The sequence below is a fragment of the Candidatus Pelagibacter sp. Uisw_121 genome, from assembly GCF_047722545.1.
GTDB lineage: Bacteria > Pseudomonadota > Alphaproteobacteria > Pelagibacterales > Pelagibacteraceae > Pelagibacter.
The window spans coordinates 1063444-1088459 of sequence record NZ_CP159816.1; the positions used below are offsets into that span (position 1 = coordinate 1063444).

The following is a 25016-nucleotide window of genomic DNA, read 5'->3' on the forward strand; positions in this document are numbered from 1 at the left end:
AATGGAAAAAGAACCAATAACAACTGCCGGACTTGAAGTTTTAAAAGAAGAGCTAATTTTTTTAAAAGAGAAAAAACGTCCACAGATAGTAGCTGCAATATCTGAAGCAAGATCACATGGGGATTTGAAAGAGAATGCCGAATACCATGCTGCAAAAGAAGAACAATCACATAATGAAGGAAGAATAGTTCAGATCAATGATAATATCGCAAGAGCAAATGTAATTGACGTTACAAAAATGAGTAATAATGGAAAAGTCATCTTTGGCTCAACTGTAGATTTAGAAAATTTAGATACTGAAGAAAAAATTACCTATAAAATAGTTGGAAGAGATGAGGCTGACCTTCAAAAAAAACTAATATTTTTTCAATCACCAATAGGTAGAGGTTTAATTGGGAAAAATAAAAATGATTTAGTTGAAATTAAAACTCCCGCAGGAGTAAAAAACTTTGAAATTAAAGACGTAAAGTACGTTTAATTACTTACTATTTTTCGAACTTCTTTATCTGAAATTTTGAAATCATTACTAGTCCAGACCACTTCTATTGCTTTTAACTTCTGTCCCAGCTCTCTTCCCTCAGGAACTTGATATTTTTCCATCAAAGTACTAGCTTTAAATGGCATGACAGGCATTTCTTTTTTTTTAAAAATTTCAATTAATTTAATTAACTTATTGTCTACTTTTTTGGATTTAAAAATCTTAAAATAAAGAACATCTAATAATGCCTCTCTACCATTAAAATAAAAAACCTTATTCAAATTTTTTTCTGAAAAAGTTTGGCTAGTATTTTTTTCTAAATTAAACTTATGCAAAAATGTAAGTCTTTTTTGATCTTTTTTAGATAAATTGAATTTATAAATAAAATAATCTACATTGTCAGTTCCATCAATAATCATTAAAGATAACAAAAAAATAAAATCTACTTGAAGAAAATTATTTTTTGCAAAACTATTCATTTTGTTAAATAGAGAAATGTTTTTAATTTGTGGAAAAATAAGATTTATAATCTCTAAACAATCTTTATCCTTGGTTAACTTTAGAAAACCATCTGATTTTAATAACTTTTGAAATTCATCTATTAATCTTTCTGAGGAAATACTTGAAACACCACTTAGGTTTTTTTTAATTGCCTTAATAACTTTTGAGTCATGACTATGTTTGGAATAACTAAGATAAAATCTAACATATCTTAACACTCTTAAATAATCTTCTTTAATTCTTGTTTCTACATTTCCAATAAAATTAATTTTTCCATTTTCTAAATCTTTTTTTCCATCAAATGGGTCAAATAAATTTCCTTCAATATCTGCATAAATAGAATTGATAGTAAAATCTCTTCTAGAAGCGTCATCTTTCCAACTGTCAGAAAACTCTACCTTTGCGTGTCGTCCATCTGTATCAACGTCTTTTCTTAATGATGTAATTTCAAATTTTATGTCATTAATTAATGCTGTAATTGTTCCGTGTTCTATTCCACTCTCGTAATATTTTATGTCTTTTTTAGTAAGAGCCTCGCATACTTCTTTTGGATTTAAATTTACCGCTAAATCTATATCGTCATATCTTTCTTTATTAATAATCTTTCTTACACATCCACCAACATAACGAATTTCAATATTGCTAGAGTATGAATGAATTGCTTCAAATATTCTTGAAACCTCAGTTTCTTTTTTTATATTTTTGAAGCCTAAATTTATGTGATTAAGGTTTTGAGATCTAAAAAAAATTTTATCTAATAAATTATTCATATATGGCTGGCCCACAAGGATTCGAACCTCGGATCTCTGTACCAAAAACAGATGTGATACCACTTCACCATGGGCCAATATTAGTTGCATATATCACAAAAAAAAAAAAATTATATAGTTTTTGATTCAATACACCAGTGGCTATTAAATTTTCGTTTATATTGACTGCAGGCTTTTTTGCAGGCCTTTTTGGAATGAAAATAAGCCACTATTGAGGATCCTGATCCAGACATTCTAGCAAATAAGGAATTGGGTAAACCGCTGAGGTAGGATTTAATTATTTTAAGTTCCGGATATTTATTTAAGGCAACTTTTTCAAGATCATTGTCTAAATTTTTTAAATATTTTGCTTCAAATAGTTTCTGTTTGAGAGGGTTGAATTGTGGTTTGGAGAATGAATTAACTTTAGAATAAATATATTTTGTAGAACATCCAAAGTTAGGTTTCGCAACTAATATATGAAATTTAATTTTATTTTTATATTTTTTAATATCTCCATTAGATAAAAGAATAGCAAATGATGGCTTTATACCTAAGATAACATCTGATCCTATTTCATTACTTATTTTTCTTATCTCACTTTTTTTTAATTTAATTATTTTTTTTTTCAATAAAAAAATTTAATAGACTGGCAGCATTCATGGACCCACCTCCCATTCCTGCTTTTTGGGGTATATTTTTTATAACTTTAATTTCAAATTTTTTATTATTTAAAAGTTTTTTATTATCTAAAATTTTTAGCAACTTTGAAATGGTATTGATTTTACTAATATTTTTAGAAAACTTTCCAAAAAAATTTATGTTATGCTGTTTTATTTTGCTTTCTCTTAGTGTGATTGAATCATGTAAATCAATAAAAGAAATTAAACTTTCAATATTATGAAGCTTTGATTTTTTTCCAGTAACGTTTAGAGCTAAATTTATTTTTGCATAAGACTTTATCTTAAAACTATTCATAATTTAGGAATTTTTTAATCCTTCTATTAATTTATTTTTAATAGTTTCTTTCATAGTATCTTCTGTTTCATCTAAATTTAAAACAGCTTGCCAAAAATATCTTGCTTGAATTTTTCTATCCAGCTGCCAAAGAATATCACCATAATGATCGTTAACTATTGGATCCTGAGGCATTAATTCAACTGCCCTTTTAAGCAAATTTTCTGCCTTCTCATATTCGTCAACCAAGTAATATGCCCAACCGATTGAATCAATAATATATGGATCGTTGCTTCTGGCTGCATAAGCTTTTTCGAGCATTTTAAGGGCTGTATCAATTTTATGTTCTCTTTCCAGCCATGAATAAGCTAAATAATTTAAAACATAAGCATCATCTGGGTTGGCTTCCAGAGAATTTAATAAATCTTTATCTGCTTTTATATAATCTCCAGATCTTTCATAACTTCCTCCACGCCTATATAATATTTCAGCGTATAAGTCAGAATTAACGTCCATTTTTAAAAGTATTTGATCGTAAAAACTTATCGCTTCAATATATCTTTTTGCATTTTTATGCATATTTGCAATATCAAATAAAAATTTTTTATTTGGGTTTTTAATTTCTTTAAATTTTTCATTGATAAAATTTAAAGATGTTTCTTGATCAGACTTTTTTAAAATAATTTGAGACTCTTTTTTTAACTTAAACCAATAATAAAATTCATGCTTTTTATCAAATACTTTGAGAGTTTTTAATGTATTGGAATAATCATCATTCAAATAATAATTTTCAGCTAATAAAGACAAATTAAAAATAAATTTAGGATTTAAATAGTTTGCTATGTTTAGGTAAAAATTTGATTTCTCATAATCATTCTGAGATGAATAGAGATTTGCTATTAGAAAAAATAGCTCACTAACGATATCACTCGAATTAGTGCATAAGAAAATATCTTGAAAATTACCTAAGTTTTTATCTTCTATCCATTTTTTACCTTGAGAAATTAATACTGATGAATTTAAATAATCAAAATTATTAGTAACTTTTTTTGCTTTATCGTAATTATCATTCTCGATTAAATAACTGATCAAAAAAAATGTATACCTTGAATAATCAGCATCGTTTTGTGAATTAATTAATGTATTAAAATATTTCTCAGTATCTTTATCATTTAAATAACATCGTTGAAAAACTTCGTTAATAAATGAAAAATTTCCAAACGTATTTTTTTGCTTCACTAATTTTTTTTCTTCAAAAACTGATAAATATTGTTTGAAGGTTTCTGCAATGATTAGGGAAAGCCTATCATTGTTAATAAATTCATATGATCTATCGATATAAACTCTACTTTTTTTAAAGTTTTTTTTCTTTAAACTATCAACTGCCAGTAATAGATTAGCTTGAAAAAAGTCAGAGTTGTTTTTTGTTGAGCTCTGTTTAACTTGATTAATTGCTTTCTTAACTTTGCCATCAAGCACTAAGGAAAATACATACCTCTCAAGATAGGCTTCATGCTGTTTTATTAATATTTTTGATGAATTAAAAAATTTTAAAGCTTCCGCATTATCTAGATTTTCATAAGCTACAATTCCTGAAAAATAATTAGACAAATACCTCGCATTAAAATCGTTTAAACTGGTATTTTTTGAGTATAATGGACTCTGATAAAGTAATAATATTAAAAATAATTTAAAAAACTTTACCAACATTTGACCATTCTATGTCTAAAAAAGTAATAAATCAAAAAACGAATTTTGACTCTGAGTTTTTAAACTCTACTGGATCTGACTTTATTTTTGATGAAAACCCAATCAATAGACTAAAAAATACTAGTAATGATTTAAAAAAAGATCTGAATATTCAAAAAATAGATAAAGTTAAAGAGCTTGAGGATCTTAAAGAACAAATAAACTCAATTAGTGATTGTAACTTAAAAAATAATTCAAAAAAGATGGTTTTAGGAGATGGAAATATTAATAGCCCAATAATGATAATTGGTGAAGCCCCAGGTATTGAAGAAGATAACTCCGGATTAACTTTTTTAGGCGAGGTAGGAGATCTTTTAAAAAAAATGCTGATTGCAATAAACATTAAAAAACAAAATATTTACACAACTTATGCAGTAAACTTTAGACCTCCTGAAGATCGAAAACCAAACTCTACAGAAATTAAAAGATATTCCCAATTTTTACAAAAACATATTTCAATAATAAATCCTAAAATAATAATTCTGATGGGTAGTACTGCTATGGAGTCTATAACAGGTTTAAATAGTAAAATTTCTATCGAGCGAGGAAAATGGAAGGAAGTAATTATCAAGAATACAAGTTACAACGTTATCATAACTTTTAATCCCTCTTATCTTTTAAGAGCTCCTGAAAATAAAAAACATTCATGGGATGATTTAAAAAAGATTAAACAAAAAATCTTAGAACTAAAATTGTCTCTTTAATGAAGATCTTAGCAGGTGTTGATGAAGTTGGCAGAGGAAGTTTAATCGGACCAGTTTATGCAGCAGCTGTCATATTAAATAATTCTATTGATAAAAAACTATTAAAAGATTCAAAAACTTTAAGAAAAGATAAAAGGGAAGAGCTTGAAAAATATATTAAAGAAAATTCTATATGGGCTATAGGTCAGGCATCGATTAAAGAAATTGAAAAAATTAATATATTGCATGCAAGTTTACTTGCAATGAAAAGGGCTATTCTTAAATTAAAGATAAAACCTTCACTTGTTTTAATTGATGGCAACAAACTACCTGACCTAAAAAATTATAAATTAGAATATATAATTAAAGGAGATCAAAAAATCCCAAGCATTTCTGCTGCATCAATTATTGCAAAAGTCAGTAGAGATAAATTTATTACGAAACTTTCAAAAGAATTTAATAATTATGGATGGGATACAAACTCTGGTTATGGAACCAAAGAACATTTAAAAGCAATTAAGCAATTTGGTATTAACAAATATCACCGTAAAACATTTTCACCTATTAGTGATCTTCTATAAATCCTAATAATAACAACACAAGATCTGGTTGTTTAAGAAATAATAAACACAAATTGAATCCATTTAATTCAATCACAGGTTGACCGTAAAATCTGTTTGGAGTCTAATTGTTTTATACAAAATGGAAAACAATTTTAAAAATAAGATTATTAATGGTGACAGTCTCGAGGAATTAAAAAAAATTCCAAGCGAAACCTTTGATCTTGTTTTCGCTGACCCACCATACAATTTACAATTAAAAAATTCTCTTACTAGACCAGACAGAAGTAAAGTCAGTGCTGTTAATGATAAATGGGATCAGTTTGAAAGCTTTAAAAAATATGATGACTTTACGGTTGCTTGGCTTTCTGAATGTAGAAGAATATTAAAAAAAGATGGAGCGATCTGGGTCATAGGAAGTTATCATAATATTTTTAGAGTAGGCACTGCAATACAAAATCTGGGTTTTTGGATTTTAAATGATGTTATCTGGAACAAGAATAACCCAATGCCTAATTTCAGAGGAACAAGATTTACAAACGCTCATGAAACTTTAATCTGGGCCTCTAAAAGTGAGAAGTCAAAATATACTTTTAACTATCAATCTTTGAAATGTTTAAATGACGACCTTCAAATGAGATCTGATTGGAATTTACCTATTTGTAATGGAGCGGAACGACTTAAGAAAAATGGAAAAAAAATTCACTCTACTCAAAAACCAGAATCTTTATTACATAGAGTTTTATTGGCATCATCAAATAAGGACGATTTAATTCTAGATCCATTCTTAGGATCCGGAACAACCGCAACAGTTGCAAAAAAATTAGGTAGAAAATATTATGGTATAGAAAAAGAGAAGATCTATTTTAAAGCAGCCGAAGAAAGATTAAAAAATACAAAACCTTTGGAAGATAATTTTTTAGACACTCTAAAAAATAATAGATCTAAGCCTAGAATACCTTTTGGATCTTTAGTAGAGCTTGGAATAATAAAACCTGGAACAAGTATCTTTGATCAAAAGAAAAAAATAGTTGCTAAGATTATGGCAGATGGAAGTATCAAACATAATCAAGCTGAAGGATCGATTCATAAAGTTGCAGCAACAATACTTGGATCTGAAAGCTGTAATGGATGGACTTATTGGCATTGCACAGTGAATGGTGTTTCAGTGCCAATTGATAATTTGAGACAAAGATTAATTTCTAAAAATTAGTCTTTATAAATTTTACCAAGATAGCTGTTAATAAATTTTTTATTTTTTACTAATTTTTGTATTATTAAGTTTCTAATCCAAATTGTTAATGGGTTAGATAAATGAAAAGCAAAATAATTAAGTTTTGATTTCATATCAATCATCTTTACCCTTTTAACTCTTTCAGAGTTGAATTGAGTATTTTCATTTTCTAAATTTTTATATAGTTCATGAGCAACCTCTATTGATTGAGATGCGCCTTGTGCGAAGGTTGGGGGTAAAGCAAAAAAAGCATCCCCAATGATAAAGGTATTTTTATTTTTTGGTTCATGCACATTAGAACTCACAAATATTGGAAAGCATTTAATGTTTCTCAAATTTTTAATTATTTCAGGAGCTACTTGTTTTGATATTTCAGACATAATAGATGCAATAAAATCTTTGTTCTCAAATAAAGAATAGTCAGATAACTCTTTAGTGCTAAGCTTTTTTCTAACAATGCTAATGAAATTAAACTGTCCTTTATTATTAATAGGATAAAAAACTGAATGTAAATTAGATCCTAAAAATAAAGATATATTCCTTGGGTTAATTTCCTTAATAGCACCCTGATCTATTGTAGCTCTTAAAGCAATAGAATTAAAATATTTTGGTTTAATTTCTTTATTAGCAATTAATGATTTTGTTTTTGAAAAAGTTCCATCAGAAATAATCAAGTAATCACATTTAACTGATGAACCATCCTCAAAAGATACTTCTTTGCTTTCAGCTTCTTCGTTAATTTTTATAACTTTTTTATTATAATTGATAATATTTTCATGAAGCCCCTCTTTTAAGAAATTAATTAAAGTAGAACGCTGCAAGGTAGTATATTTTTTATCAGTGCTGTTAAACATGGATATATCTAAGTCACATATTTTCTTATTCTTTTTTAAAGAATAGAAATCTAGTTTATGTGGGTGAAATTTATCTTCTGCCTGAATTTTTTGAAAATTTATTTGATTTAATAGTTTAATACTATTCACTGAAAGTTGAATTCCATATCCTTTTTCCAAGTTAACAGAGCTATTTTTCTCATAAATTGTGACTTGATAATTAGAGTTTTGACTTAAAAGATTTGTAATATACAGACCTGAAATACCGGCTCCTATTATTGCTATATTTTTCATTAAATCTTTTTTAAATAATTAAAAATTTTTTTAGTAAATGTGGGCAAAGTATAATCTTCAAGCTTAGAGCTATCAATCCAAGAAGAGTTAGAAATTGCACCCTTTAACTTGGAAAACTTGATTATTACATTCATATTCATATTTGATATCTTGAAGTTTAAAGCCTTTGCTAAATTATCAGGTTTGGATATTTGCTTCATGGGAAATATTTGTAAATTCTTTAAAAAATTAAATTTAGTATTTTTTATCAGTAAAAATTTATTATTTTTTTTATAAACTTCTAACAAATAAAATTTATCAATCTTCTTTTTTCTTTCTTTCATTATTTCAAAATCTTTTTTTTTTAAAAGACTTACAATTTTTAATTAAAGGGCATTTGTGACATAGGGGATTTTTAGGTCGACAAATCAATGCGCCTAGCTCCATTAGCGCTTGCGCATAATCACTTGCTCTAGTTGAATTACCTAATATTTTTTTACTCTTAACAAGATTATTTTTTGTAATTTCTTCAGGTAATTTTAAATTTAATAACCTTTTAATTACTCTTTCAATATTTCCATCTAAGGGAATAAATGGCTTGTTAAAGGCAATTGCCATTATTGCATTAGAAGTGTAGTCACCTATTCCAGGTAATAATTTTAATTCATCAATCGTACTTGGTAACCTTCTATTAAAATTTTTTTCTAATATTTGTGCAGTCTTTTTTAAGTTTTTTACTCTTGAATAATAACCAAGGCCCTCCCAATACTTTAAAAGTTTATGTTCCTTAATTTTTGATAGAGATTTAATATCAGGAATATCTTTTATAAAATTATTGAAATACGGAATTACAGTTGCAACTTGTGTTTGCTGCAACATAAATTCACTTACTAACGTGTAATATTCTCGCTTAACTTGTGATAGCTTTTTTCTCCATGGGAGTGATCTTTTATTATTATCGTACCAATAAAGAATTTTTTTTGTTAGTATGGATTTAATCATATGCAATTTAAAAATAATACTAAGCAGAGGTTTAAAACTATTCAAGGCTTAAGGTCTTTTAAAGACACTTTGCCAAAAAATATTAAAAAAATAATCAAAAAAAAAGGGTCATATATTTTCTGAAACACTTAATAACTGGAAGTACATAGTTGGAGGTGATCTTTTTAAAATATGCTATCCCAAATCCTTTAAAAATTCGAATAAATTTGGAGTAAGCACTCTTCAAATAATGGTAAAGAGAGGACACGAAATTGATTTAGAATATTCAAAAAAAATAATAATGGATAAAATGAATAGTTTCTTTGGCTATGCCGTTGTTGAGAAATTAAAATTTATAAGTTTTGATGATGCTCAAACAAAATTCAAAAAATTAAATACTAATGAAAACCATGTGACAAATATTAAATATGCAGATAGAATAAATAGTATTAAAAATGATAAAATTAAAAAATCATTACTTGAATTAACAAAACTATTTAAACAACGATGAAAAGATTAACTTCAGCATTATTTATAATATTTATAATCTTCTCTGCTAAAGCGTTTGCTGCAGATAATGAAATAATTAAAAGAATTACCGTGGGTGAAGAAAGTGCCAAAATAACAATAATTGCTTACGAGTCATTGACTTGTGGTCACTGTGCAAATTTTCATAAAGATGTTTATCCAGAACTAAAAAAAGACTTCATTGATAAAGGGTTGGTAAGAATTGAATTTAGACATTTTCCATTAGATTTAGCTGCATTTAATGCATCAAAAATTGCACAATGTAATAACGATGGCAGTTCAAGTATTATGAATACTTTATACTCTGGCCAAAAAAAATGGGCCAGAGGAAAAACACCAGAGGAAGCAACGGGTTATTTGAAAAAATTCTTAGAAGGTGAAAATGTGAATGTAAATTTTGAAAAATGCCTTAGCAATAAAGCTATAGAAGATTACGTTTTAAATGATCGAATCGATGGGGTAAAAAAATTTGAAGTTAATGCTACTCCTACGATAATAATTAATGACAAAAAGTTTGATAAAGCCCTAAATTATAAGAATTTAAAAAAATATCTGGAAAAACTGATATAAGTTAGTTCATGGAGTTTAAAAAAATCCAATTAAATGGATTTAAATCATTTGCTGAAAAAACAAATTTTCTAATAGAACACGGCTTAACCGGCATCGTTGGTCCAAACGGTTGTGGAAAATCTAATATCGTAGAATCCTTAAGGTGGGTTATGGGTGAAACTTCAGCTAAAAGTATGCGTGGCTCAGGCATGGAAGATGTCATCTTTAATGGTACGTCTAATAAGTCTTCTAAAAATATAGCAGAAGTTTCTATTAGTGTAGACAACGCAAGTCATGATGGCCCAATGCAATATAAGGATTTAGATCATATAGAGGTTAGAAGAAAAATTGAAAAAGATAAAGGTTCGAAATTTTATATAAATGATAAAGAAGTTAGAGCTAGAGATGCTCAAATGTTTTTTGCAGATTTATCTACAGGTGCTCATTCACCGTCAATGATTAGTCAGGGGCGTATTGGAGCCTTAGTAACTGCTAAGCCTACTGACAGACGTGCAATCTTGGAAGAAGCAGCTAATATTTCAGGATTACATGTTAGAAGGCATGAGGCTGAACTTAGATTAAATGCTGCAGAGACAAACTTAAAAAGAGCTGATGAATTAAGAAGACAACAAGAAAAACAACTGGCAAACCTTCAAAAACAAGCTGAAGAAGCAACGAAATACAAACTTATATCTGAAGAAATAAAAAAAATTGAAGCAGGGTTATATTATTTAAAATTATTAGACATTGATAATGAAATTAGAATAGAAAATAAAATCAATAATGAGGCAGAAGGAGAAGTCAGTAACTTCAATCAACAAATTACTCAGTTTGAGAGTTTAATTAAAATTGAGACAGATAAAGTTTCTCCATTAAGAGAAAAAAATATTGAGAACCTATCAAGAATTCAACGATTGAACTTAGAGTTACAAAGTCTAGATGAAGAAAATGTGAGAACACAAGATGAGATAGAAAATTTTAAAAAATCTTTAAAAACAATTGAGGAAGATATTGATAGAGAAAAAGGCATTGTAATAGATGCAAACTCAAATGAAAAAAGATTAAAAGAAGAAAAAAGTGAATTAATAGAAATAGACTCTAAATATTTTGAAACAGAAAAATTATCAAACGAAGACCTTGAGAAGGCAAAAAGCCAACTTAATGAAGAGCAAAAAGCTGTAGATGAAATTATTGAAATATTTGCCAATGGGAACATAAATATCAGTATTGACCCAATTAAAGACGTTATTAATACAATTGAAAAAATTAAAGAATTAATAAATAGCAATGAAGCTAACCAAGCCCTTACATTGCTAGATAGAACTAAGATAGAATTAAATAATTTTCTAAATAATTTAGTTAGTGATGAAAGTAAAAGTAAATTAACTGACATTGATGAAAAGAATAACAATATAAAATTACTTCAAGAAAAATATGCAGATAGCTTTAGTAAAAATCAATCAATTAAAAAAGAGTCAATAAAAAGAAATGAAAGAATTAAAGCTATAGAATCAGAAGTTGAAAGTTGGAAAAACTTACTCTCTAATTCTGAAAAAATGGTAACAGAATTAACTGAAAGAAAGAATAAATTGCTATCACAGTTAAATGTGCGTGATCAACAACCCAAAGCCCAAGCAGAAAGAAAAGGGCAAATTACTGAGGGTCTGAGAATTTCACAAAATGAAAAAATTGAGAATGAAAAAATAATCGAAGAAACAGATAAAAAAATAAATGATTTAAGACTTGAGTTAAATGATGTTCAAGAAAAATCTATTCAAATAAGAGAGAGGAAAGCAAGTTCTGGAGCAACTGTTGAAGGATTAAAAAAACGTAAAGATGATCTGCTCGAAAGAATTAGTTCTGAACTTAACCTTGAAGAAAATGACATTTTAGAAAATTCTAATTTAAATGGTGTTGAAGAACTACCAGACTCTGTCATTCAAGAAGATGCTCTTGATGCAAAAAAAAAAAGAAAGAGAGAAATTAGGATCGGTTAACCTTAGAGCAGATGAAGAAACAAACAAATACGAAATTGAAATAAAAAAAATGGAACAAGATAGAGAAGATCTTGTATCTGCCATTATAAAATTAAAAGAAAGTATTAATGAGTTAAATCAAAAGGGAAGAGAGAGATTATTAGAAGCTTTTGAGAAAGTTAATAGGAAATTTAATGAAGTTTATACAAAACTATTTAATGGTGGGAATGCAAAGCTAGAGTTGGTGGACTCTGATGATCCACTTGAAGCTGGTTTAGAAATGTTGGTAAGTCCTCCCGGTAAAAGGCTTCAGTCTATAACTTTATTATCTGGTGGTGAACAAGCTTTAACGGCCTTGTCTCTTATTTTTGCTGTGTTCCTTACCAACCCATCTCCAATCTGTGTTTTAGATGAGGTTGATGCTCCGCTAGATGATGCTAACGTAACAAGATTTTGTGGACTTCTTGATGACTTAACTAAAATTACTGACACTAAATTTATTATCGTAACCCACCACGCTCTAACTATGTCAAAAATGAATAGACTTTATGGAGTTACAATGCCTGAAAAAGGTATTAGCCAACTTGTTGCTGTAGATTTACAAAAAGCAGAGAGTATGGTTGCTTAATAATTTTAATGCCAAAAAATAGCCTTAAAACTCGCTTGGAGATTGCAAAAACTAAACTTTCAAAGAAAAATCTTTATAAAAATGAAGATGCACCCTCTTCTATTGGAACTGCCTTTAAATTAAGTACAGAATTAGTGTCCGCGGTAGCTGTTGGGACAATTATAGGGTTTATTTTAGACAAGACCTTTGGTACTAAGCCCTGGTTAATATTAATATTTTTTTTTGTAGGTGTTGTTGCTGGAATTATAAACGTATTCAGATCTGCAAAAAATATGCAAAAATAGACTTAAAAAATTATGGCTACAAACCCAATGAACCAGTTCGAAGTTTATAGAATTGGACCAGAAATTAAATTAGGAGCAATAGATATTTCTTTTACAAACGCAAGTTTGTTTATGGTGATTAGTTCACTTGCAATCTTATTAGTTTTTAATTTAGGGTCAAAAAAAAAATTCTTTACTACCAAGCAAGATGCAACTTCTTTCTGAATTAAGTTATACTTTTGTTTCCAAAATGATTAGTGATACTGCAGGATCAAAAGCGAAACCCTACTTTGCGTTTATTTTCTCAATATTTATGTTTGTGTTATTCTGTAATATGTTTGGGATGATCCCTTATGCATTTACAGTAACTAGCCATATCATTGTTACTTTTATTTTAGCTTCATTTATTTTTATAGGTGTAACAATTATTGGATTTATGAAACATGGATTAGGATATTTAAAATTATTTGTACCTAGTGGAGTGCCTGCTGTACTATTGCCACTAATAGTTGTTATAGAAATAATTTCTTACTTAAGTAGACCGGTCAGTCTTTCAGTTCGTTTATTTGCGAACATGATGGCTGGTCATACTATGATGAAAGTTTTCGGAGGCTTTGTAATAAGCCTTGGAATAGTTGGTGGATGGCTTCCACTGAGTTTTTCGGTTGCATTAACTGGCTTGGAAATACTAGTTGCTTTTCTTCAAGCATATGTTTTCGCAATCTTAACCTGCATCTACTTAAACGATGCATTAAATTTACACCATTAACTAACATAAGGAGGATATAATGGAATTAGAAGCAGCAAAAATGATCGGAGCAGGACTAGCAGCAATAGCTCTAGCGGGCGCTGGTGTTGGAATTGGAATTATCTTTGGTAATTACCTTTCTGGTGCAATGAGAAACCCATCTGCAGCTCAAAAACAATTTCCTAATCTTTTATTAGGTTTTGCTTTAGCTGAGGCAACTGGCCTATTTGGATTAGTTGTAGCATTAATTATTTTATTTGCATTTTAAATTTAATGATTAAAAAAATATTTTTTCAGTCGATATTTTTAAGCTTCCTGTTTTTTATGGAAGCTTTTGCAGCTGAAAGCGGTGGAATGCCTCAATTAAATCCTGAGTTTTGGGTTTCTCAAATTTTTTGGTTAATCATTACTTTTGGAATTTTATATGTTGTTTTATCTAAACTTATACTTCCAAAAATAAGTGCCAATCTAGAAACTAGAAAATCTCAAATTTTAGAAAATATTGAGGCTGCTGAAAAGAAAAGAGAAGAGAGTGAGCAAAGAATTGAAGAATATGAAAAGATAGTACAGGACAGTAAAAATGAGGCGAAAAACTATTTTAAACAAGCTAGAGAAAAAGTCCTGAAAGATATTGGTATAAAAAAAGAAGCACTAGATAAAGAAATTGATGAAGAGGTTAATAAAGCAGAGATTGAGATAAAAAGTTTTAGAGATAATGCACCAGAAAAAATCAAGAAGATTGCTGAAGAGACTTCTTCAGACTTGCTGCAGGAACTAATAGGAGCTGAAGTTAACAGTAGTAGTATTTCTGCAATAGTAGAAGATCTTTCAAGAAAAAAAAATGGATGAATATTATGGTAATTGATGCAACTTTCTGGGTAGCAATATCCTTTTTGATATTTATAGGAGCTTTAGTTTATTTAAAAATACCTCAAAAAATTAATGAACTTTTAAATAAGCTTATCCTTGATATTAAAAATGAAATAGATGAAAGCGAAAAGCTAAGACAAGAAGCGAAGGTCTTACTAGATAGTGCTCAAAATAAACTTGATACCGCACAAACAGTAAGCAATGATATTTTGCAACAAGCCAAAAAAAATAGTGATCACCTTATAATTGAAATGAATGATAAATTTCACAAATCTTCAGAAATTAAAAAGAATTTAGCAGAAAATAAAATTTCACAAATGAAAGAAGCTGCACTTAAAGAAATAAAAGATGTTTCAATTAAAATTGCCGTTGATTCAGTTAAAAAAATTATTAATACCTCTGTTGATAAATCAAAGCTTGATGGTCTTTTTGAAAAGAACCTTGAAGAAACAAAAATAGCTTTAAAAAAAATAAGCTAATAATTACCTTACAATTTTTTAAAAAAACTATAAATTAACTCAATGAAATCTATTGTCATTGGTTCTGGATTTGGTGGTATAGCTGCAGCACTAAGATTAAAAGCCAAAAATCATAAAGTAACTTTAATTGAAAAACACCCTGACTTGGGTGGAAGAGCTAGAGTATTTAAAAAAAATGGTTTTACTTTTGACGCTGGACCAACAGTAATTACTGCACCACATCTAATTGAAGAGCTTTTCACTTTATTTAATAAAAAGTCTCAAGATTACATAAAACTCACTCCTTTGAAAACTTGGTATAGGTTTATTTATGAAGATGGAGGTGTATTTGATTACTCTGGTGATGAAGATCAAATGAAAAAACAAATTAAAAAAATAAACAAAGATGATGTTAAGGGTTATGAGCAGCTTGTAAAATTCACAAAAAAAATATTTGATAAAGGCTTCACAGAACTAGCTGATGTTCCATTTGATAAACCACTTGTGATGATGAAACAATTGCCCTCTTTACTAAAACTTAAAAGCTATAAATCAGTTTATTCATTAGTTTCTTCATACATAAAAAATGAAAAATTAAGACGTATGCTAAGTATGCATCCTCTTTTAGTTGGCGGAAACCCCTTTACAACAACATCAATATACGGATTAATTCTATATCTCGAAAAAAAATGGGGCATACATTATTCAATGGGTGGAACTGGGAACATAATCAATGGCTTAGAAAAATTAATGATTGAACAAGAAATTGAATTAATCAAAGGACATGAAGTAACAGAAATAATTTCAAATAATGGAAAAATTAGTGGAGTAAAATTAGATAATCAAAAAGAAATACATTCAAATAATGTAATATGTAATGCTGATCCTCCTGCTGTATATGAAAAACTTCTAAGTCTAAATAAAACAAGCTCTCTATTTAAATGGAAACAAAATCGAATGCAGTATTCTATGGGTCTATTCGTTTACTATTTTGGAACAAAAAAAACATACCCAGATGTTGAGCATCACACAATCAAATTTGGTGATAAATATAAAGAACACCTGAGTGATATTTTTGATAATAAAAAATTAAATGATGACATAAGTTATTACCTTCATAGACCATCAGCTACAGACAAATCAATGGCACCTGAAGGAAATGATTGTTTTTATGTTCTTGTGCCCGTTCCAAACAATCAATCCAAAATTGATTGGAAAATTGAAGGTGAAAAAATGAAGAATTTAGTAATAGATAAAATGGAAAAAGCATTACTTCCTAATCTTAGAGAGAATATTATTGAAGATTTCTATTTAACACCAGATTATTTTGAAAATGAATTGAATACTAAATTTGGATCAGGTTTTTCGATCCAACCCAAATTTACACAATCTGCATATTTTAGATTTCATAATAAATCAGAAATTTATGATGGTTTGTATTTTGTTGGGGCAGGAACACATCCTGGCGCAGGTGTTCCTGGTGTGCTATCCTCAGCAAAAGTTCTAGATAAGATTATATAATGTCTAATAAAAATTACCTGTCTATTTACGCAAAGTCATTTAATTGGGCTGGTTTCTTTTTACCAAAAAAAACCTATCAAAAGTGTTCGACTTTATATGATTTTTGTAGAACTGTAGATAATATTGCAGATGACAATGACGAATTAGATATTAAAAAAAAAAATCTATTAGTTTTTAAAAATGATTTTCTTAATAAAAACTATAATAATAAAATAATTAAGAATATGTGGGATCTTATGGATCATCATTTAATTTCAATAAAAATTATTGAAGACTTATTTGATGGTGTTGAATCAGATTTAAATAAAAAAGTTCAATTAAATAATAAAAAAGATTTACTAATTTATTCTTACAGAGTTGCTGGCACAGTAGGCTTGATGATGGCAAAAATTTTAAATGTTAAAGATGACAATTCAATGAAAGCTGCCATAGATTTAGGCATTGCAATGCAGCTAACAAATATTTCCAGAGATGTTGTAGAAGACTCAAAGATTAATAGATTTTATATTAAGAATGATTTTGAGACAATAAGCGACACATTAGCTTTAGCTGATTTATTCTATAAAAGTTCTTTTATAGCAATAAAGGAAATACCCTTTAAGTTTAGATTTGCAATACTTGTAGCTAGAAGGGTTTATAAAAAAATAGGTGATAAAATTTTAAGAACAAAGAATATAGAAAATTATAATAAAGCAGGTAAGATTTATGTAAATAGTATTGCAAAAATCTGTCAGACCATTTTTTCTGTATTAGACTTAGCAACACTTTTTTTAACAAAACAAAAAAGTGGTTATATGAATAATGAACACTTTTTAATTAGTGAGGAAATAGATTTAAATGAAAGAATTTGACTATATAATTATTGGTGGTGGTTGTGCTGGGCTATCTTTGGCATACGAATTAGAAACGCATAATAAACTTAAAGATAAAACATTAGCAATTATTGAGCCTAGATTAGACTACAAGAGGGATAAAACTTGGTCTTTCTGGAAAACAACAAGCCATAACTTTGAAGATTGTGTAAAAAAGAGTTGGGATAATTTTTCTATAAATATACCGAATAAAACTAAATTTTTTGAATGTAATAAACTACCTTATCAATCAATTGATAGTGGACTATTCTATAAAAAAATAAACTCTACACTGAAGCAGAATCATAATATCAAATTTTATAAAAATATTAATGAGGTAAACTTAAATAACTCCTTAATTTTTAATAGTGTTCCATCAATAGATTCTAAAAAGAATAAACTTTGGCAACACTTTAAAGGTATTGAGATTGAAACTGCTAATGATGTTTTTGATGAAAAAATCATGAATTTAATGGACTTTGATTGCCCACAACGTAACAGTGTTCATTTCTTTTACACATTGCCTTATAGCAAAAATAAGGCTTTAGTTGAAACCACCTGGCTATCTAAAATGAATAATGATCTAGAAATGAATTATGATGAGCAATTAAAAGATTACATTGAAAATCATTTAAATATTAAAAATTACAAAATTAATTATAAAGAAAATGGTGCTGTACCACTATTTTATCCATCAAATATTAATGAAAAAAATAAAATAAATATTGGCACTGCTGGACACATGACCAGATTAAGTACTGGGTATACTTTTCTGAATATCCAAGACCACAGTAGATATTTAAGGGAAAATATCAATAATATTAATAAAATTAGAAGATATGAAATTAAAAAAAAGTATCAGTTTCTAGATAAAATATTTTTAAGAGTTTTAAGCAATCATGCTAAACAAATGCCAAATATATTTTTCAATATGTTTAATAACTCTCCTGAAACTGTAATTAAATTTCTATCTAATAAGAGTAATATTTTTCAAGATTTATTAATAATTCTTAAAATGCCTAAATGGTTATTTATTAAAGCCCTTTTAAAATAAAATGTATAGTCTGATAAACAAAATTAATTTCTATCATTCAATTATCTTTTTTATTTTTTCATGTTTTATTGCCTTGATTGTTAATCGATTTGAAAACTTAATCATCTCTCCAGTGGTGTGTTTATTTTTTATTCTTTCAATCGGAATTTCACATGGTGCACTAGATAATAAAAAAGGTAAAAAACTTAGCCAGTTATATAATATAAAAAAATCTTATTTCTTTTATTTAATATATTCCCTTATTGGGATTGGTATCATTATATTTTGGTTATTTTTTCCAACTGTGTCTCTTATTTTATTTTTAGTTGTTGCCTCATATCATTTTGGCAAAGAAGATACAGAATTTTTGATAAACAATAAAAATGTATCCAATCTAATTCTTTATTTCTTAAAAGGTTCTCTAATAATCGTTGCACCACTAATGTTTCACTTTGTTGAAACAATTAATATTTTTAAATTACTTTTAGTAGAAAATGAAAAGTTTTATTTATTCTTAAACTTTATTGAAGATAACAGTATATTACTTTTTGCTTTATCTATTTCCTTACTTTCTAGTATTTATTACTTTTTGAAAAATTTTAAAATTATGAATATTTTGATATTTTTAGATTTTTTTTCTATTATTGTTCTAAATTATTTTTTAACTCCACTAATTGCCTTTACAGTATACTTTTGCTTCCTACATTCATTCCGACATTCAATTTCGTTGATAGCAGAGCTTAATGAAAAAAGTTTTAAAATTGGTGCTATAACATTTACTAAAAAAGCTATGCCACTTACAGTTTTAACTGCAATTTTATATGTCATAAGCTTATATTTCCTTTCTAATTTCTATCAATTAAATGATGCCATATTAAAAGTTATATTTATTGGTTTGGCGTCTTTAACCTTTCCTCATATATTGCTTGAGTATCTTTTAGAAAAAAATGAAAAATAAAGAAATTAAAGTATTGTTATCTGCTCCAAGAGGTTTTTGTGCTGGGGTAGAAAGAGCAATAGAAATAGTTAAAAAGAGTATTAAAAAATATGGTGCACCAGTTTATGTGCGACATGAAATAGTACACAATAAATATGTAGTAGATAGTCTTAAGGCAATAGGTGCAATTTTTGTTGAAGAGTTAGAGGAGATTAAAGATAAAACTAGACCAGTAATTTTTTCTGCACATGGTGTACCAAAATCAGTACCTCTAGAAGCTGATAGCTATAAAATGGAATATATAGATGCTACTTGTCCTCTTGTCTCAAAAGTTCATAGAGAGGCAGAAAACCTTCACAAAGCTGGTTACCATATTATTCTTATAGGGCATAACAATCATCCAGAAGTTATTGGCACTATGGGGCAATTACCAGAAGATACGATCGATTTAATTCAAGATGAGCATGATGTTGAATTATATGAATTAGATAATAACGAAAAAATTGCATATGTTACTCAAACAACTCTGTCTGTTGATGACACTAAAAATATAATAAAAGCTCTTAAAAAAAAATTCCCACAGATTAAAGAACCATTTAAAGAAGATATTTGCTATGCAACTACTAATCGTCAATCAGCTGTTAAAAATATCGCCAAAAAATGTGATATGTTTTTTGTTTTAGGAAGTAGAAATTCTTCAAATTCAGTTCGTTTAGTTGAGGTAGCAGAACAAACTGGCTGCCAACACGCTGAACTAATTCATTCAGAGAGTGTAATTCCTTTTGAAAAAATAAAAAATTGTAAAACAATTGGTGTTTCATCTGGCGCATCAGCACCTGAAGTTTTAGTTGAAAATTTCATTAATAAATTAAAAGAAAATTTTAAAATAAAAATTGAGGAAGTTGAAATTATCAAAGAAAATGTTGTTTTTAAAATTCCTGCAAAATTAAATTAGATGGCTGTATACACTAAAATAAATAGTAAAGATCTTCTATCACTAAGTAGAGATTACAAGTTAGGAAAAATAATCAAATCTGAAGGAATTAAAAAAGGTATAGAAAATACAAACTACTCATTAAAAACAAGTAAAAAAAAATTTATTTTAACAATTTTTGAAAAGAGAGTTCAGAAAAAAGATTTACCTTTTTTTATGAACTTAATGGAAAAACTAAATCGAAAAAAAATTATTTGTCCAAAACCATTAAAGAATATTGATGGTAAGTACTTAAGTAAAATTCAAAATAAACCCTCTAGTGTTGTGACTTTTTTAAAGGGAAAAGATAAGGTGACTCTTAATTATAAAAATTGCTTTGATGTTGGGAAAAATATTGCAAAATTCCACAAGGCTGGAACTAGAATAAAACTATATAGGCAGAACTCTATGTCTATTAATAAATTAGATGGTTTATTAAAAAGTATAAAGTTTACATCTAGTAAAATAGCTCCAAAACTAAAACCTACTCTTAACGTATGCTTAAAAGATATTAAAAATCAATGGCCAAAAAAATTACCAAGTGGAATTATTCATGGAGATTTATTTATAGATAATATCTTTTTTAATAAAAATAAATTTTCTGGATTTATTGATTTTTATTTTTCAAGCAATGATTTTCTGATGTATGAAATTGCAATTTGTATAAATGCCTTATGTTTTGATAAGAAAAAAAATTCTTTCGTAATGAATAATAAAAAAATTAGATACTTGATTGATGGATATGAAACTATAAGAGCTATTTCAAAAAAAGAGAGAGACTCATTAAATATATTATGTAGAGGGGCAGCTTTAAGATACCTACTAACTAGAATTTATGATTATTTTAATACTCCTAAAACTGCACTAATTCAGATCAAAGAACCAAACGAATATTTTCAAAAACTAATTATCCATAACAATCTGAATGGCTACAAAGATTATTATAAATAATGATAAAAATTTATACTGATGGTTCTTGTTTAAAAAACCCTGGAAATGGTGGTTGGGCTGCAATCATCAATATTAATGATGAAATTAAAAAAATTAGTGGAAGTGTTAAAGATACAACTAATAATAAGATGGAGCTAATGGCTCCAATTAAAGCGCTTCAGGAAATAAAAGAACAGCAACCTATTGAAATTTATACAGACTCCCAATATGTGAAATTAGGTATTACTGATTGGGTGCATAAATGGATTAAAAACAATTGGCTAACTTCTAAAAAGGAACCAGTAAAAAACAAAGAACTTTGGACTGAGCTTTATGAATTAAATCAAGCTCATGAAATTAAATGGATATGGGTTAAGGCTCATGCTGGAAATATTCTAAATGAAGAGGTTGATTTATTAGCCAAACAAGCTGCTGGATTAAACTAAATTTAAAAAATTTTGAGCAGCTGAAACTTCACATGCGCCAGCATCTTCTTCTTCTTGTAATTTAATTACCTTAAGGTTGTTTATTAGCATTGTGTATCTATTTGATCTTACACCTAAGCCTCGAGCACTTTTATCAACATCAGCACCTATTGCTTTCGTAAAACTCAAAAATGGATCAGCCATCATTAAAACTTTATCTTTAACATTTTGGCTTTTTCCCCAAGCTTCCATTACAAATGGGTCATTTACTGAGATGCAGACTATTAAATCTACACCTTTTGCTTGATATTTATTATGGTTATCAACATATCCAGGTAAATGCTTGGCTGAACAAACTGATGTATAGGCACCAGGTAAACCAAATAAAACTACCTTCTTACCCTTAAAAAACTCAAAAGTATTTTTCTTAATGGGATTTCCATCTTCCATAATAAAAAATTCAGAATTAGGGATTGTTTCATTTTCTTTTAATTTCATTATATTTTTTCCTTAATGTATTGTTGAGTTTTACTTAGGTTATTTGAAATAATATCATAATTTTCTTTTTCATCCATAACATACTTTAGTTCATCAGGTAAGTCAGGTTTGATCCCTATTGATCTATCTATAGCCTCGGGAAACTTGCATGGATGGGCTGTAGCTAAAACAATGTTGTTGCCCTCTATATTAACTTTTTTTAAAGCTCCAAAACCTATTGCACTATGAGGATCTAATACAATATTATGCATGGTATGAACCTCCTTGATAATATCTAAAACCTCATTCTCATTTATACTTGCTGACAAAAAATCTCTATCAATTTTTTTTATCTTATTTTCTGGGATAATATATTTTCCTTCTTCTTTAATTCCACTCATAACTTTTTGTGTTTCACGATCATCAAAGTCATTCAAATCATAAATTAATCTTTCAAAATTACTTGCAATTTGAATATCCATACTTGGTGAATTTGTTTCTAAAACTTTTTCTGCTTCATATTTTCCTCTAGAAATTGCTCTGTGTAAAATATCATTCTGATTTGTTGCAACAATAAGTTTATTGATTGGTAAACCCATTTTTTTGGATAGATAACCAGCATACACATCACCAAAATTCCCAGTAGGTACTGAAAAGTTAATTGGCCTATCATCTTTAATCTGGAAATATGTATAAAAATAATAGACTGATTGTGCGATAATTCTTGCCCAATTTATCGAGTTAACTCCAGACATATTAATTGAATTAGAGAATTCCTTATCTGCAAACATTGATTTAACTAAGTTTTGACAATCATCAAAGTTACCTTCTATCGCTATATTAAAGACATTTTTTTCCTTAACAGTTGACATTAGTTTTCTTTGAACAAGTGAAACTTTGTTATGTGGGTGAAGAACAAATATATTCATATTCTTTTTTCCCTTAATTGCATCTATAGCAGCGGCACCTGTATCTCCTGATGTAGCAACAATAACATTTATATTTTTATTATTTTTTTTTTAGATAATGCTCATAGAAGTTTCCTAATAATTGCATTGCAATATCTTTAAAGGCTAGCGTTGGGCCATGGAATAACTCTAAAAGTCTAACATCACCTACTTTAATTAAAGCTACCGCATTATTTTTTCTGAATACTGAATATGATTTATCAACAATATCTGATAATTCACTCTCAGACATAAAATCTCCAATATAAGGGTAGATTATTTTTTTTGCTAATTCCTGGTAACTTAAGCCACTTAGCGACTCAAGCTCCTTAGTGCTATATTTTTTGACTTCTTTTGGAATAAATAGACCACCATCATCTGCAAGTCCTTTAATAAATACGTCCTCAAAACTGTACTCTTTTGAGTTATCTCTAGTGCTTATATATTTCATCTAATAATATTTTCTTCTAAAATATAAATATAGTATAAAAATTGAAATCGCTAATGAAAACCAAGTCATGGCATATTTTTTATGATTATTTGAAATATTTGCAGTGATCAATTTTGGCTTGGGTAATTCATTGTTTCCTGAGAGATAAATAACATAAGGTGAAAACTTTTTACCTGTAAATTTGAACACATCATCTCTATCAAGAGTAAACCAATAATTATCTAAAATATTATTTTCAGGTTTAAACCTGTTTGCTTTTGTTTGTTTTTTTAAAATACCAACAATATCATTTTTATCAATTATATCGATAATTTTACTATTCTTCATATCAAAAGGTATCCACCCTCTATTTAATAGATAGTCATTATTTCCTATTTTTAGAGGATTAATAACTTCAAAACCAGGTTTTCCTTTTTCATTTAGATTGTAAAGATAAATTTGTTTTTCAAAATCAATTGACCCATTAGTTTTAATTTTTAAATAGTTTTTGATTGTACTACTGGATAAGTTAACCGGTTCATCTTTAAGTGAAGTTTTTATCTGATTGATTAATTCTAATTTCCAATTAAGTCTGACAATCTGCCAGCTACCAAGAGCAATAAAGACAGAAATAAAAAAAAATACGAAAATAGAAAATAAAAATTTATATCTCAAGGGCTAAAAATTAACTTCCCCAAATATAAATAGCAGCAAATAAGAATAGCCACACAACATCCACAAAGTGCCAGTACCAAGCAGCTGCCTCAAATCCAAAATGATGTTCTTCAGTAAAGTGACCCTTTCTTGCTCTCATTAAACATACTGCTAGAAATATAGTACCAATAATAACATGGAAACCATGAAAGCCTGTTGCCATATAAAACACTGAACCATATATGTTACCTGCAAAATCAAAAGTTGCATGCTGGTATTCATAAATTTGCAATAATGAAAAAGAGAAACCAAGTACTACTGTAAGAACTAGTCCTTGAATAAAACTTTTTCTATCACCCTCAAGTAAAGCATGGTGAGACCATGTTACTGTCGTTCCAGATAAAAGTAGAACTAATGTATTAATTAGTGGAATATCCCATGGATCAAAGGTTACAATATCTTCAGGCGGCCATATTCCCCCAATTGCTAAAGATGGAAATAAACTTGCATCAAAATATGCCCAAAACCATGCAACAAAAAACATAACTTCTGAAGCAATAAATAATGTCATTCCATATCTATGATGAATTTGTACTACTGGTGTGTGGTGACCTTGATGTTCTGCTTCAATAACAACATCTCTAAACCACATATATGTCCCATAAAGTAGTAATGCTAAACCTAGATACATTCCCCAAGAAACTTCGCTATGCAAATAATAAACCGAGCCTATTGCTAAAACTAAACATGAAAATGAAACGTATATAGGCCAAGGACTTGGGTCTACTAAATGATAATCGTGTTTTTTTTCTGCAGACAT

Annotated in this window: 27 protein-coding genes, 1 tRNA gene and 3 pseudogenes; 19 read left to right on the forward strand and 12 right to left on the reverse strand. The window is 28.1% G+C overall.

Features of this window, described 5'->3' with window-relative positions:
* Nucleotide 1: 1 nt before the first annotated feature.
* Nucleotides 2-478, forward strand: coding sequence for a transcription elongation factor GreA (gene greA, locus ABXT52_RS05655; protein ID WP_271492258.1), 477 nt, complete (start codon nt 2-4; stop codon nt 476-478).
* On the opposite strand, the gene ABXT52_RS05660 is transcribed toward greA, so the two are convergent.
* The 5 genes from ABXT52_RS05660 to ABXT52_RS05680 all read right to left on the reverse strand — a co-directional run bounded on the left by ABXT52_RS05660 (nt 475) and on the right by ABXT52_RS05680 (nt 4296).
* A complete protein-coding gene (locus ABXT52_RS05660) occupies nt 475-1749 on the reverse strand; it encodes a CCA tRNA nucleotidyltransferase (RefSeq protein WP_415271592.1) in 1275 nt (424 codons plus the stop codon). The genes greA and ABXT52_RS05660 overlap by 4 nt on opposite strands.
* 3 nt (nt 1750-1752) lie before the next feature.
* Nucleotides 1753-1826: transfer RNA gene (locus ABXT52_RS05665), tRNA-Gln, on the reverse strand.
* A 33-nt stretch (nt 1827-1859) separates the two neighbouring features.
* A complete protein-coding gene (locus ABXT52_RS05670; RefSeq protein ID WP_415271593.1) occupies nt 1860-2360 on the reverse strand; it encodes a hypothetical protein in 501 nt (166 codons plus the stop codon).
* Nucleotides 2341-2706 (reverse strand): hypothetical protein, encoded by a 366-nt coding sequence (locus ABXT52_RS05675; RefSeq protein ID WP_415271594.1) that lies wholly within the window; start codon nt 2704-2706, stop codon nt 2341-2343. The genes ABXT52_RS05670 and ABXT52_RS05675 overlap by 20 nt, the downstream gene beginning before the upstream one ends.
* Nucleotides 2707-2709: 3 nt before the next feature.
* On the reverse strand, nt 2710-4296 hold the full coding sequence (locus ABXT52_RS05680; protein ID WP_415271595.1) for a tetratricopeptide repeat protein: 1587 nt from the start codon (nt 4294-4296) through the stop codon (nt 2710-2712).
* Between the two features lie 110 nt (nt 4297-4406).
* On the opposite strand from ABXT52_RS05680, the gene ABXT52_RS05685 reads away from it, so the two are divergent.
* From ABXT52_RS05685 to ABXT52_RS05695, 3 genes are all read left to right on the forward strand, one after another.
* Nucleotides 4407-5138, forward strand: a complete 732-nt coding sequence (locus ABXT52_RS05685; protein ID WP_415271596.1) for a uracil-DNA glycosylase — start codon at nt 4407-4409, stop codon at nt 5136-5138.
* Nucleotides 5138-5698, forward strand: a complete 561-nt coding sequence (locus tag ABXT52_RS05690; RefSeq protein WP_415271597.1) for a ribonuclease HII — start codon at nt 5138-5140, stop codon at nt 5696-5698. Before ABXT52_RS05685 ends, ABXT52_RS05690 begins: the two co-directional genes overlap by 1 nt.
* 121 nt (nt 5699-5819) lie before the next feature.
* Nucleotides 5820-6890: a site-specific DNA-methyltransferase gene (locus ABXT52_RS05695; RefSeq protein WP_415271598.1), complete on the forward strand. Its 1071-nt coding sequence runs from the start codon at nt 5820-5822 to the stop codon at nt 6888-6890.
* Here the strand turns inward: ABXT52_RS05695 and ABXT52_RS05700 are convergent.
* The 3 genes from ABXT52_RS05700 to ABXT52_RS05710 are packed head-to-tail and all read right to left on the reverse strand — an operon-like array spanning nt 6887 to nt 9019.
* On the reverse strand, nt 6887-8038 hold the full coding sequence (locus ABXT52_RS05700; protein WP_415271599.1) for an FAD-dependent monooxygenase: 1152 nt from the start codon (nt 8036-8038) through the stop codon (nt 6887-6889). The genes ABXT52_RS05695 and ABXT52_RS05700 overlap by 4 nt on opposite strands.
* A complete protein-coding gene (locus ABXT52_RS05705; protein WP_415271600.1) occupies nt 8038-8361 on the reverse strand; it encodes a hypothetical protein in 324 nt (107 codons plus the stop codon). Before ABXT52_RS05705 ends, ABXT52_RS05700 begins: the two co-directional genes overlap by 1 nt.
* A 4-nt stretch (nt 8362-8365) precedes the next feature.
* A complete protein-coding gene (locus tag ABXT52_RS05710; protein ID WP_415271601.1) occupies nt 8366-9019 on the reverse strand; it encodes an A/G-specific adenine glycosylase in 654 nt (217 codons plus the stop codon).
* A gap of 145 nt (nt 9020-9164) precedes the next feature.
* Between ABXT52_RS05710 and ABXT52_RS05715 the strand changes: the two genes are divergently transcribed.
* From ABXT52_RS05715 to rnhA, 15 genes and pseudogenes are all read left to right on the forward strand, one after another.
* Nucleotides 9165-9509, forward strand: a complete 345-nt coding sequence (locus tag ABXT52_RS05715; protein WP_415272529.1) for a DciA family protein — start codon at nt 9165-9167, stop codon at nt 9507-9509.
* Nucleotides 9506-10096 (forward strand): thioredoxin domain-containing protein, encoded by a 591-nt coding sequence (locus tag ABXT52_RS05720; RefSeq protein ID WP_415271602.1) that lies wholly within the window; start codon nt 9506-9508, stop codon nt 10094-10096. Before ABXT52_RS05715 ends, ABXT52_RS05720 begins: the two co-directional genes overlap by 4 nt.
* Before the next feature lie 8 nt (nt 10097-10104).
* Nucleotides 10105-12679 (forward strand): annotated as a pseudogene (locus ABXT52_RS05725) (chromosome segregation SMC family protein).
* Between the two features lie 8 nt (nt 12680-12687).
* Entirely contained in the window at nt 12688-12963 is a 276-nt protein-coding gene (locus ABXT52_RS05730) for an AtpZ/AtpI family protein (RefSeq protein WP_415271603.1), read from the forward strand.
* Between the two features lie 12 nt (nt 12964-12975).
* Nucleotides 12976-13711, forward strand: a pseudogene (locus tag ABXT52_RS05735) (F0F1 ATP synthase subunit A).
* 19 nt (nt 13712-13730) lie between these two features.
* Nucleotides 13731-13958 (forward strand): F0F1 ATP synthase subunit C, encoded by a 228-nt coding sequence (locus ABXT52_RS05740; RefSeq protein WP_006997791.1) that lies wholly within the window; start codon nt 13731-13733, stop codon nt 13956-13958.
* A gap of 5 nt (nt 13959-13963) precedes the next feature.
* Nucleotides 13964-14539, forward strand: a complete 576-nt coding sequence (locus ABXT52_RS05745) for a F0F1 ATP synthase subunit B (protein ID WP_415271604.1) — start codon at nt 13964-13966, stop codon at nt 14537-14539.
* Nucleotides 14536-15039 carry an ATPase gene (locus ABXT52_RS05750; RefSeq protein WP_415271605.1) on the forward strand — a complete coding sequence of 168 codons (504 nt, stop codon included), beginning with the start codon at nt 14536-14538 and terminating at the stop codon, nt 15037-15039. The genes ABXT52_RS05745 and ABXT52_RS05750 overlap by 4 nt, the downstream gene beginning before the upstream one ends.
* A gap of 42 nt (nt 15040-15081) precedes the next feature.
* Nucleotides 15082-16539: a phytoene desaturase family protein gene (crtI, locus tag ABXT52_RS05755; protein WP_415271606.1), complete on the forward strand. Its 1458-nt coding sequence runs from the start codon at nt 15082-15084 to the stop codon at nt 16537-16539.
* The gene (locus ABXT52_RS05760) at nt 16539-17390 is read left to right on the forward strand and encodes a phytoene/squalene synthase family protein (protein WP_415271607.1); all 852 of its coding nucleotides are present in this window, start codon (nt 16539-16541) and stop codon (nt 17388-17390) included. The genes crtI and ABXT52_RS05760 overlap by 1 nt, the downstream gene beginning before the upstream one ends.
* Complete coding sequence (locus tag ABXT52_RS05765; RefSeq protein ID WP_415271608.1) at nt 17377-18444, forward strand: lycopene cyclase family protein; 1068 nt, start codon at nt 17377-17379, stop codon at nt 18442-18444. The genes ABXT52_RS05760 and ABXT52_RS05765 overlap by 14 nt, the downstream gene beginning before the upstream one ends.
* A 1-nt stretch (nt 18445) precedes the next feature.
* Nucleotides 18446-19381, forward strand: coding sequence for a Brp/Blh family beta-carotene 15,15'-dioxygenase (locus ABXT52_RS05770; protein ID WP_415271609.1), 936 nt, complete (start codon nt 18446-18448; stop codon nt 19379-19381).
* Complete coding sequence (ispH, locus tag ABXT52_RS05775) at nt 19371-20315, forward strand: 4-hydroxy-3-methylbut-2-enyl diphosphate reductase (RefSeq protein ID WP_415271610.1); 945 nt, start codon at nt 19371-19373, stop codon at nt 20313-20315. The genes ABXT52_RS05770 and ispH overlap by 11 nt, the downstream gene beginning before the upstream one ends.
* Nucleotides 20316-21284: a homoserine kinase gene (locus ABXT52_RS05780; RefSeq protein ID WP_415271611.1), complete on the forward strand. Its 969-nt coding sequence runs from the start codon at nt 20316-20318 to the stop codon at nt 21282-21284. It abuts the gene before it with no gap.
* Nucleotides 21284-21709, forward strand: coding sequence for a ribonuclease HI (gene rnhA, locus ABXT52_RS05785; protein WP_415271612.1), 426 nt, complete (start codon nt 21284-21286; stop codon nt 21707-21709). The genes ABXT52_RS05780 and rnhA overlap by 1 nt, the downstream gene beginning before the upstream one ends.
* Here the strand turns inward: rnhA and ABXT52_RS05790 are convergent.
* From ABXT52_RS05790 to ABXT52_RS05805, 4 genes and pseudogenes are all read right to left on the reverse strand, one after another.
* Nucleotides 21701-22186, reverse strand: a complete 486-nt coding sequence (locus ABXT52_RS05790) for a peroxiredoxin (RefSeq protein ID WP_415271613.1) — start codon at nt 22184-22186, stop codon at nt 21701-21703. The two genes, rnhA and ABXT52_RS05790, sit on opposite strands and share 9 nt — an antisense overlap.
* Nucleotides 22186-23563 (reverse strand): annotated as a pseudogene (gene thrC, locus ABXT52_RS05795) (threonine synthase). Before thrC ends, ABXT52_RS05790 begins: the two are co-directional and overlap by 1 nt.
* Nucleotides 23564-24217 carry an SURF1 family protein gene (locus tag ABXT52_RS05800; protein WP_415271614.1) on the reverse strand — a complete coding sequence of 218 codons (654 nt, stop codon included), beginning with the start codon at nt 24215-24217 and terminating at the stop codon, nt 23564-23566.
* Nucleotides 24218-24227: 10 nt separating this feature from the next.
* Complete coding sequence (locus ABXT52_RS05805) at nt 24228-25016, reverse strand: cytochrome c oxidase subunit 3 (RefSeq protein WP_415271615.1); 789 nt, start codon at nt 25014-25016, stop codon at nt 24228-24230.

Excerpts from the sequence above, each read along its gene's own strand:
- greA (WP_271492258.1), top strand. The coding sequence starts at position 2 with ATGGAAAAAGAACCAATAACAACTGCCGGACTTGAAGTTTTAAAAGAA.
- ABXT52_RS05660 (WP_415271592.1), bottom strand. The coding sequence starts at position 1,749 with ATGAATAATTTATTAGATAAAATTTTTTTTAGATCTCAAAACCTTAAT.
- ABXT52_RS05675 (WP_415271594.1), bottom strand. The coding sequence starts at position 2,706 with ATGAATAGTTTTAAGATAAAGTCTTATGCAAAAATAAATTTAGCTCTA.
- ABXT52_RS05685 (WP_415271596.1), top strand. The coding sequence starts at position 4,407 with ATGTCTAAAAAAGTAATAAATCAAAAAACGAATTTTGACTCTGAGTTT.
- ABXT52_RS05690 (WP_415271597.1), top strand. The coding sequence starts at position 5,138 with ATGAAGATCTTAGCAGGTGTTGATGAAGTTGGCAGAGGAAGTTTAATC.
- ABXT52_RS05695 (WP_415271598.1), top strand. The coding sequence starts at position 5,820 with ATGGAAAACAATTTTAAAAATAAGATTATTAATGGTGACAGTCTCGAG.
- ABXT52_RS05700 (WP_415271599.1), bottom strand. The coding sequence starts at position 8,038 with ATGAAAAATATAGCAATAATAGGAGCCGGTATTTCAGGTCTGTATATT.
- ABXT52_RS05705 (WP_415271600.1), bottom strand. The coding sequence starts at position 8,361 with ATGAAAGAAAGAAAAAAGAAGATTGATAAATTTTATTTGTTAGAAGTT.
- ABXT52_RS05710 (WP_415271601.1), bottom strand. The coding sequence starts at position 9,019 with ATGATTAAATCCATACTAACAAAAAAAATTCTTTATTGGTACGATAAT.
- ABXT52_RS05720 (WP_415271602.1), top strand. The coding sequence starts at position 9,506 with ATGAAAAGATTAACTTCAGCATTATTTATAATATTTATAATCTTCTCT.
- ABXT52_RS05730 (WP_415271603.1), top strand. The coding sequence starts at position 12,688 with ATGCCAAAAAATAGCCTTAAAACTCGCTTGGAGATTGCAAAAACTAAA.
- ABXT52_RS05740 (WP_006997791.1), top strand. The coding sequence starts at position 13,731 with ATGGAATTAGAAGCAGCAAAAATGATCGGAGCAGGACTAGCAGCAATA.
- ABXT52_RS05745 (WP_415271604.1), top strand. The coding sequence starts at position 13,964 with ATGATTAAAAAAATATTTTTTCAGTCGATATTTTTAAGCTTCCTGTTT.
- ABXT52_RS05750 (WP_415271605.1), top strand. The coding sequence starts at position 14,536 with ATGAATATTATGGTAATTGATGCAACTTTCTGGGTAGCAATATCCTTT.
- crtI (WP_415271606.1), top strand. The coding sequence starts at position 15,082 with ATGAAATCTATTGTCATTGGTTCTGGATTTGGTGGTATAGCTGCAGCA.
- ABXT52_RS05760 (WP_415271607.1), top strand. The coding sequence starts at position 16,539 with ATGTCTAATAAAAATTACCTGTCTATTTACGCAAAGTCATTTAATTGG.
- ABXT52_RS05765 (WP_415271608.1), top strand. The coding sequence starts at position 17,377 with ATGAAAGAATTTGACTATATAATTATTGGTGGTGGTTGTGCTGGGCTA.
- ABXT52_RS05770 (WP_415271609.1), top strand. The coding sequence starts at position 18,446 with ATGTATAGTCTGATAAACAAAATTAATTTCTATCATTCAATTATCTTT.
- ispH (WP_415271610.1), top strand. The coding sequence starts at position 19,371 with ATGAAAAATAAAGAAATTAAAGTATTGTTATCTGCTCCAAGAGGTTTT.
- ABXT52_RS05780 (WP_415271611.1), top strand. The coding sequence starts at position 20,316 with ATGGCTGTATACACTAAAATAAATAGTAAAGATCTTCTATCACTAAGT.
- rnhA (WP_415271612.1), top strand. The coding sequence starts at position 21,284 with ATGATAAAAATTTATACTGATGGTTCTTGTTTAAAAAACCCTGGAAAT.
- ABXT52_RS05790 (WP_415271613.1), bottom strand. The coding sequence starts at position 22,186 with ATGAAATTAAAAGAAAATGAAACAATCCCTAATTCTGAATTTTTTATT.
- ABXT52_RS05805 (WP_415271615.1), bottom strand. The coding sequence starts at position 25,016 with ATGTCTGCAGAAAAAAAACACGATTATCATTTAGTAGACCCAAGTCCT.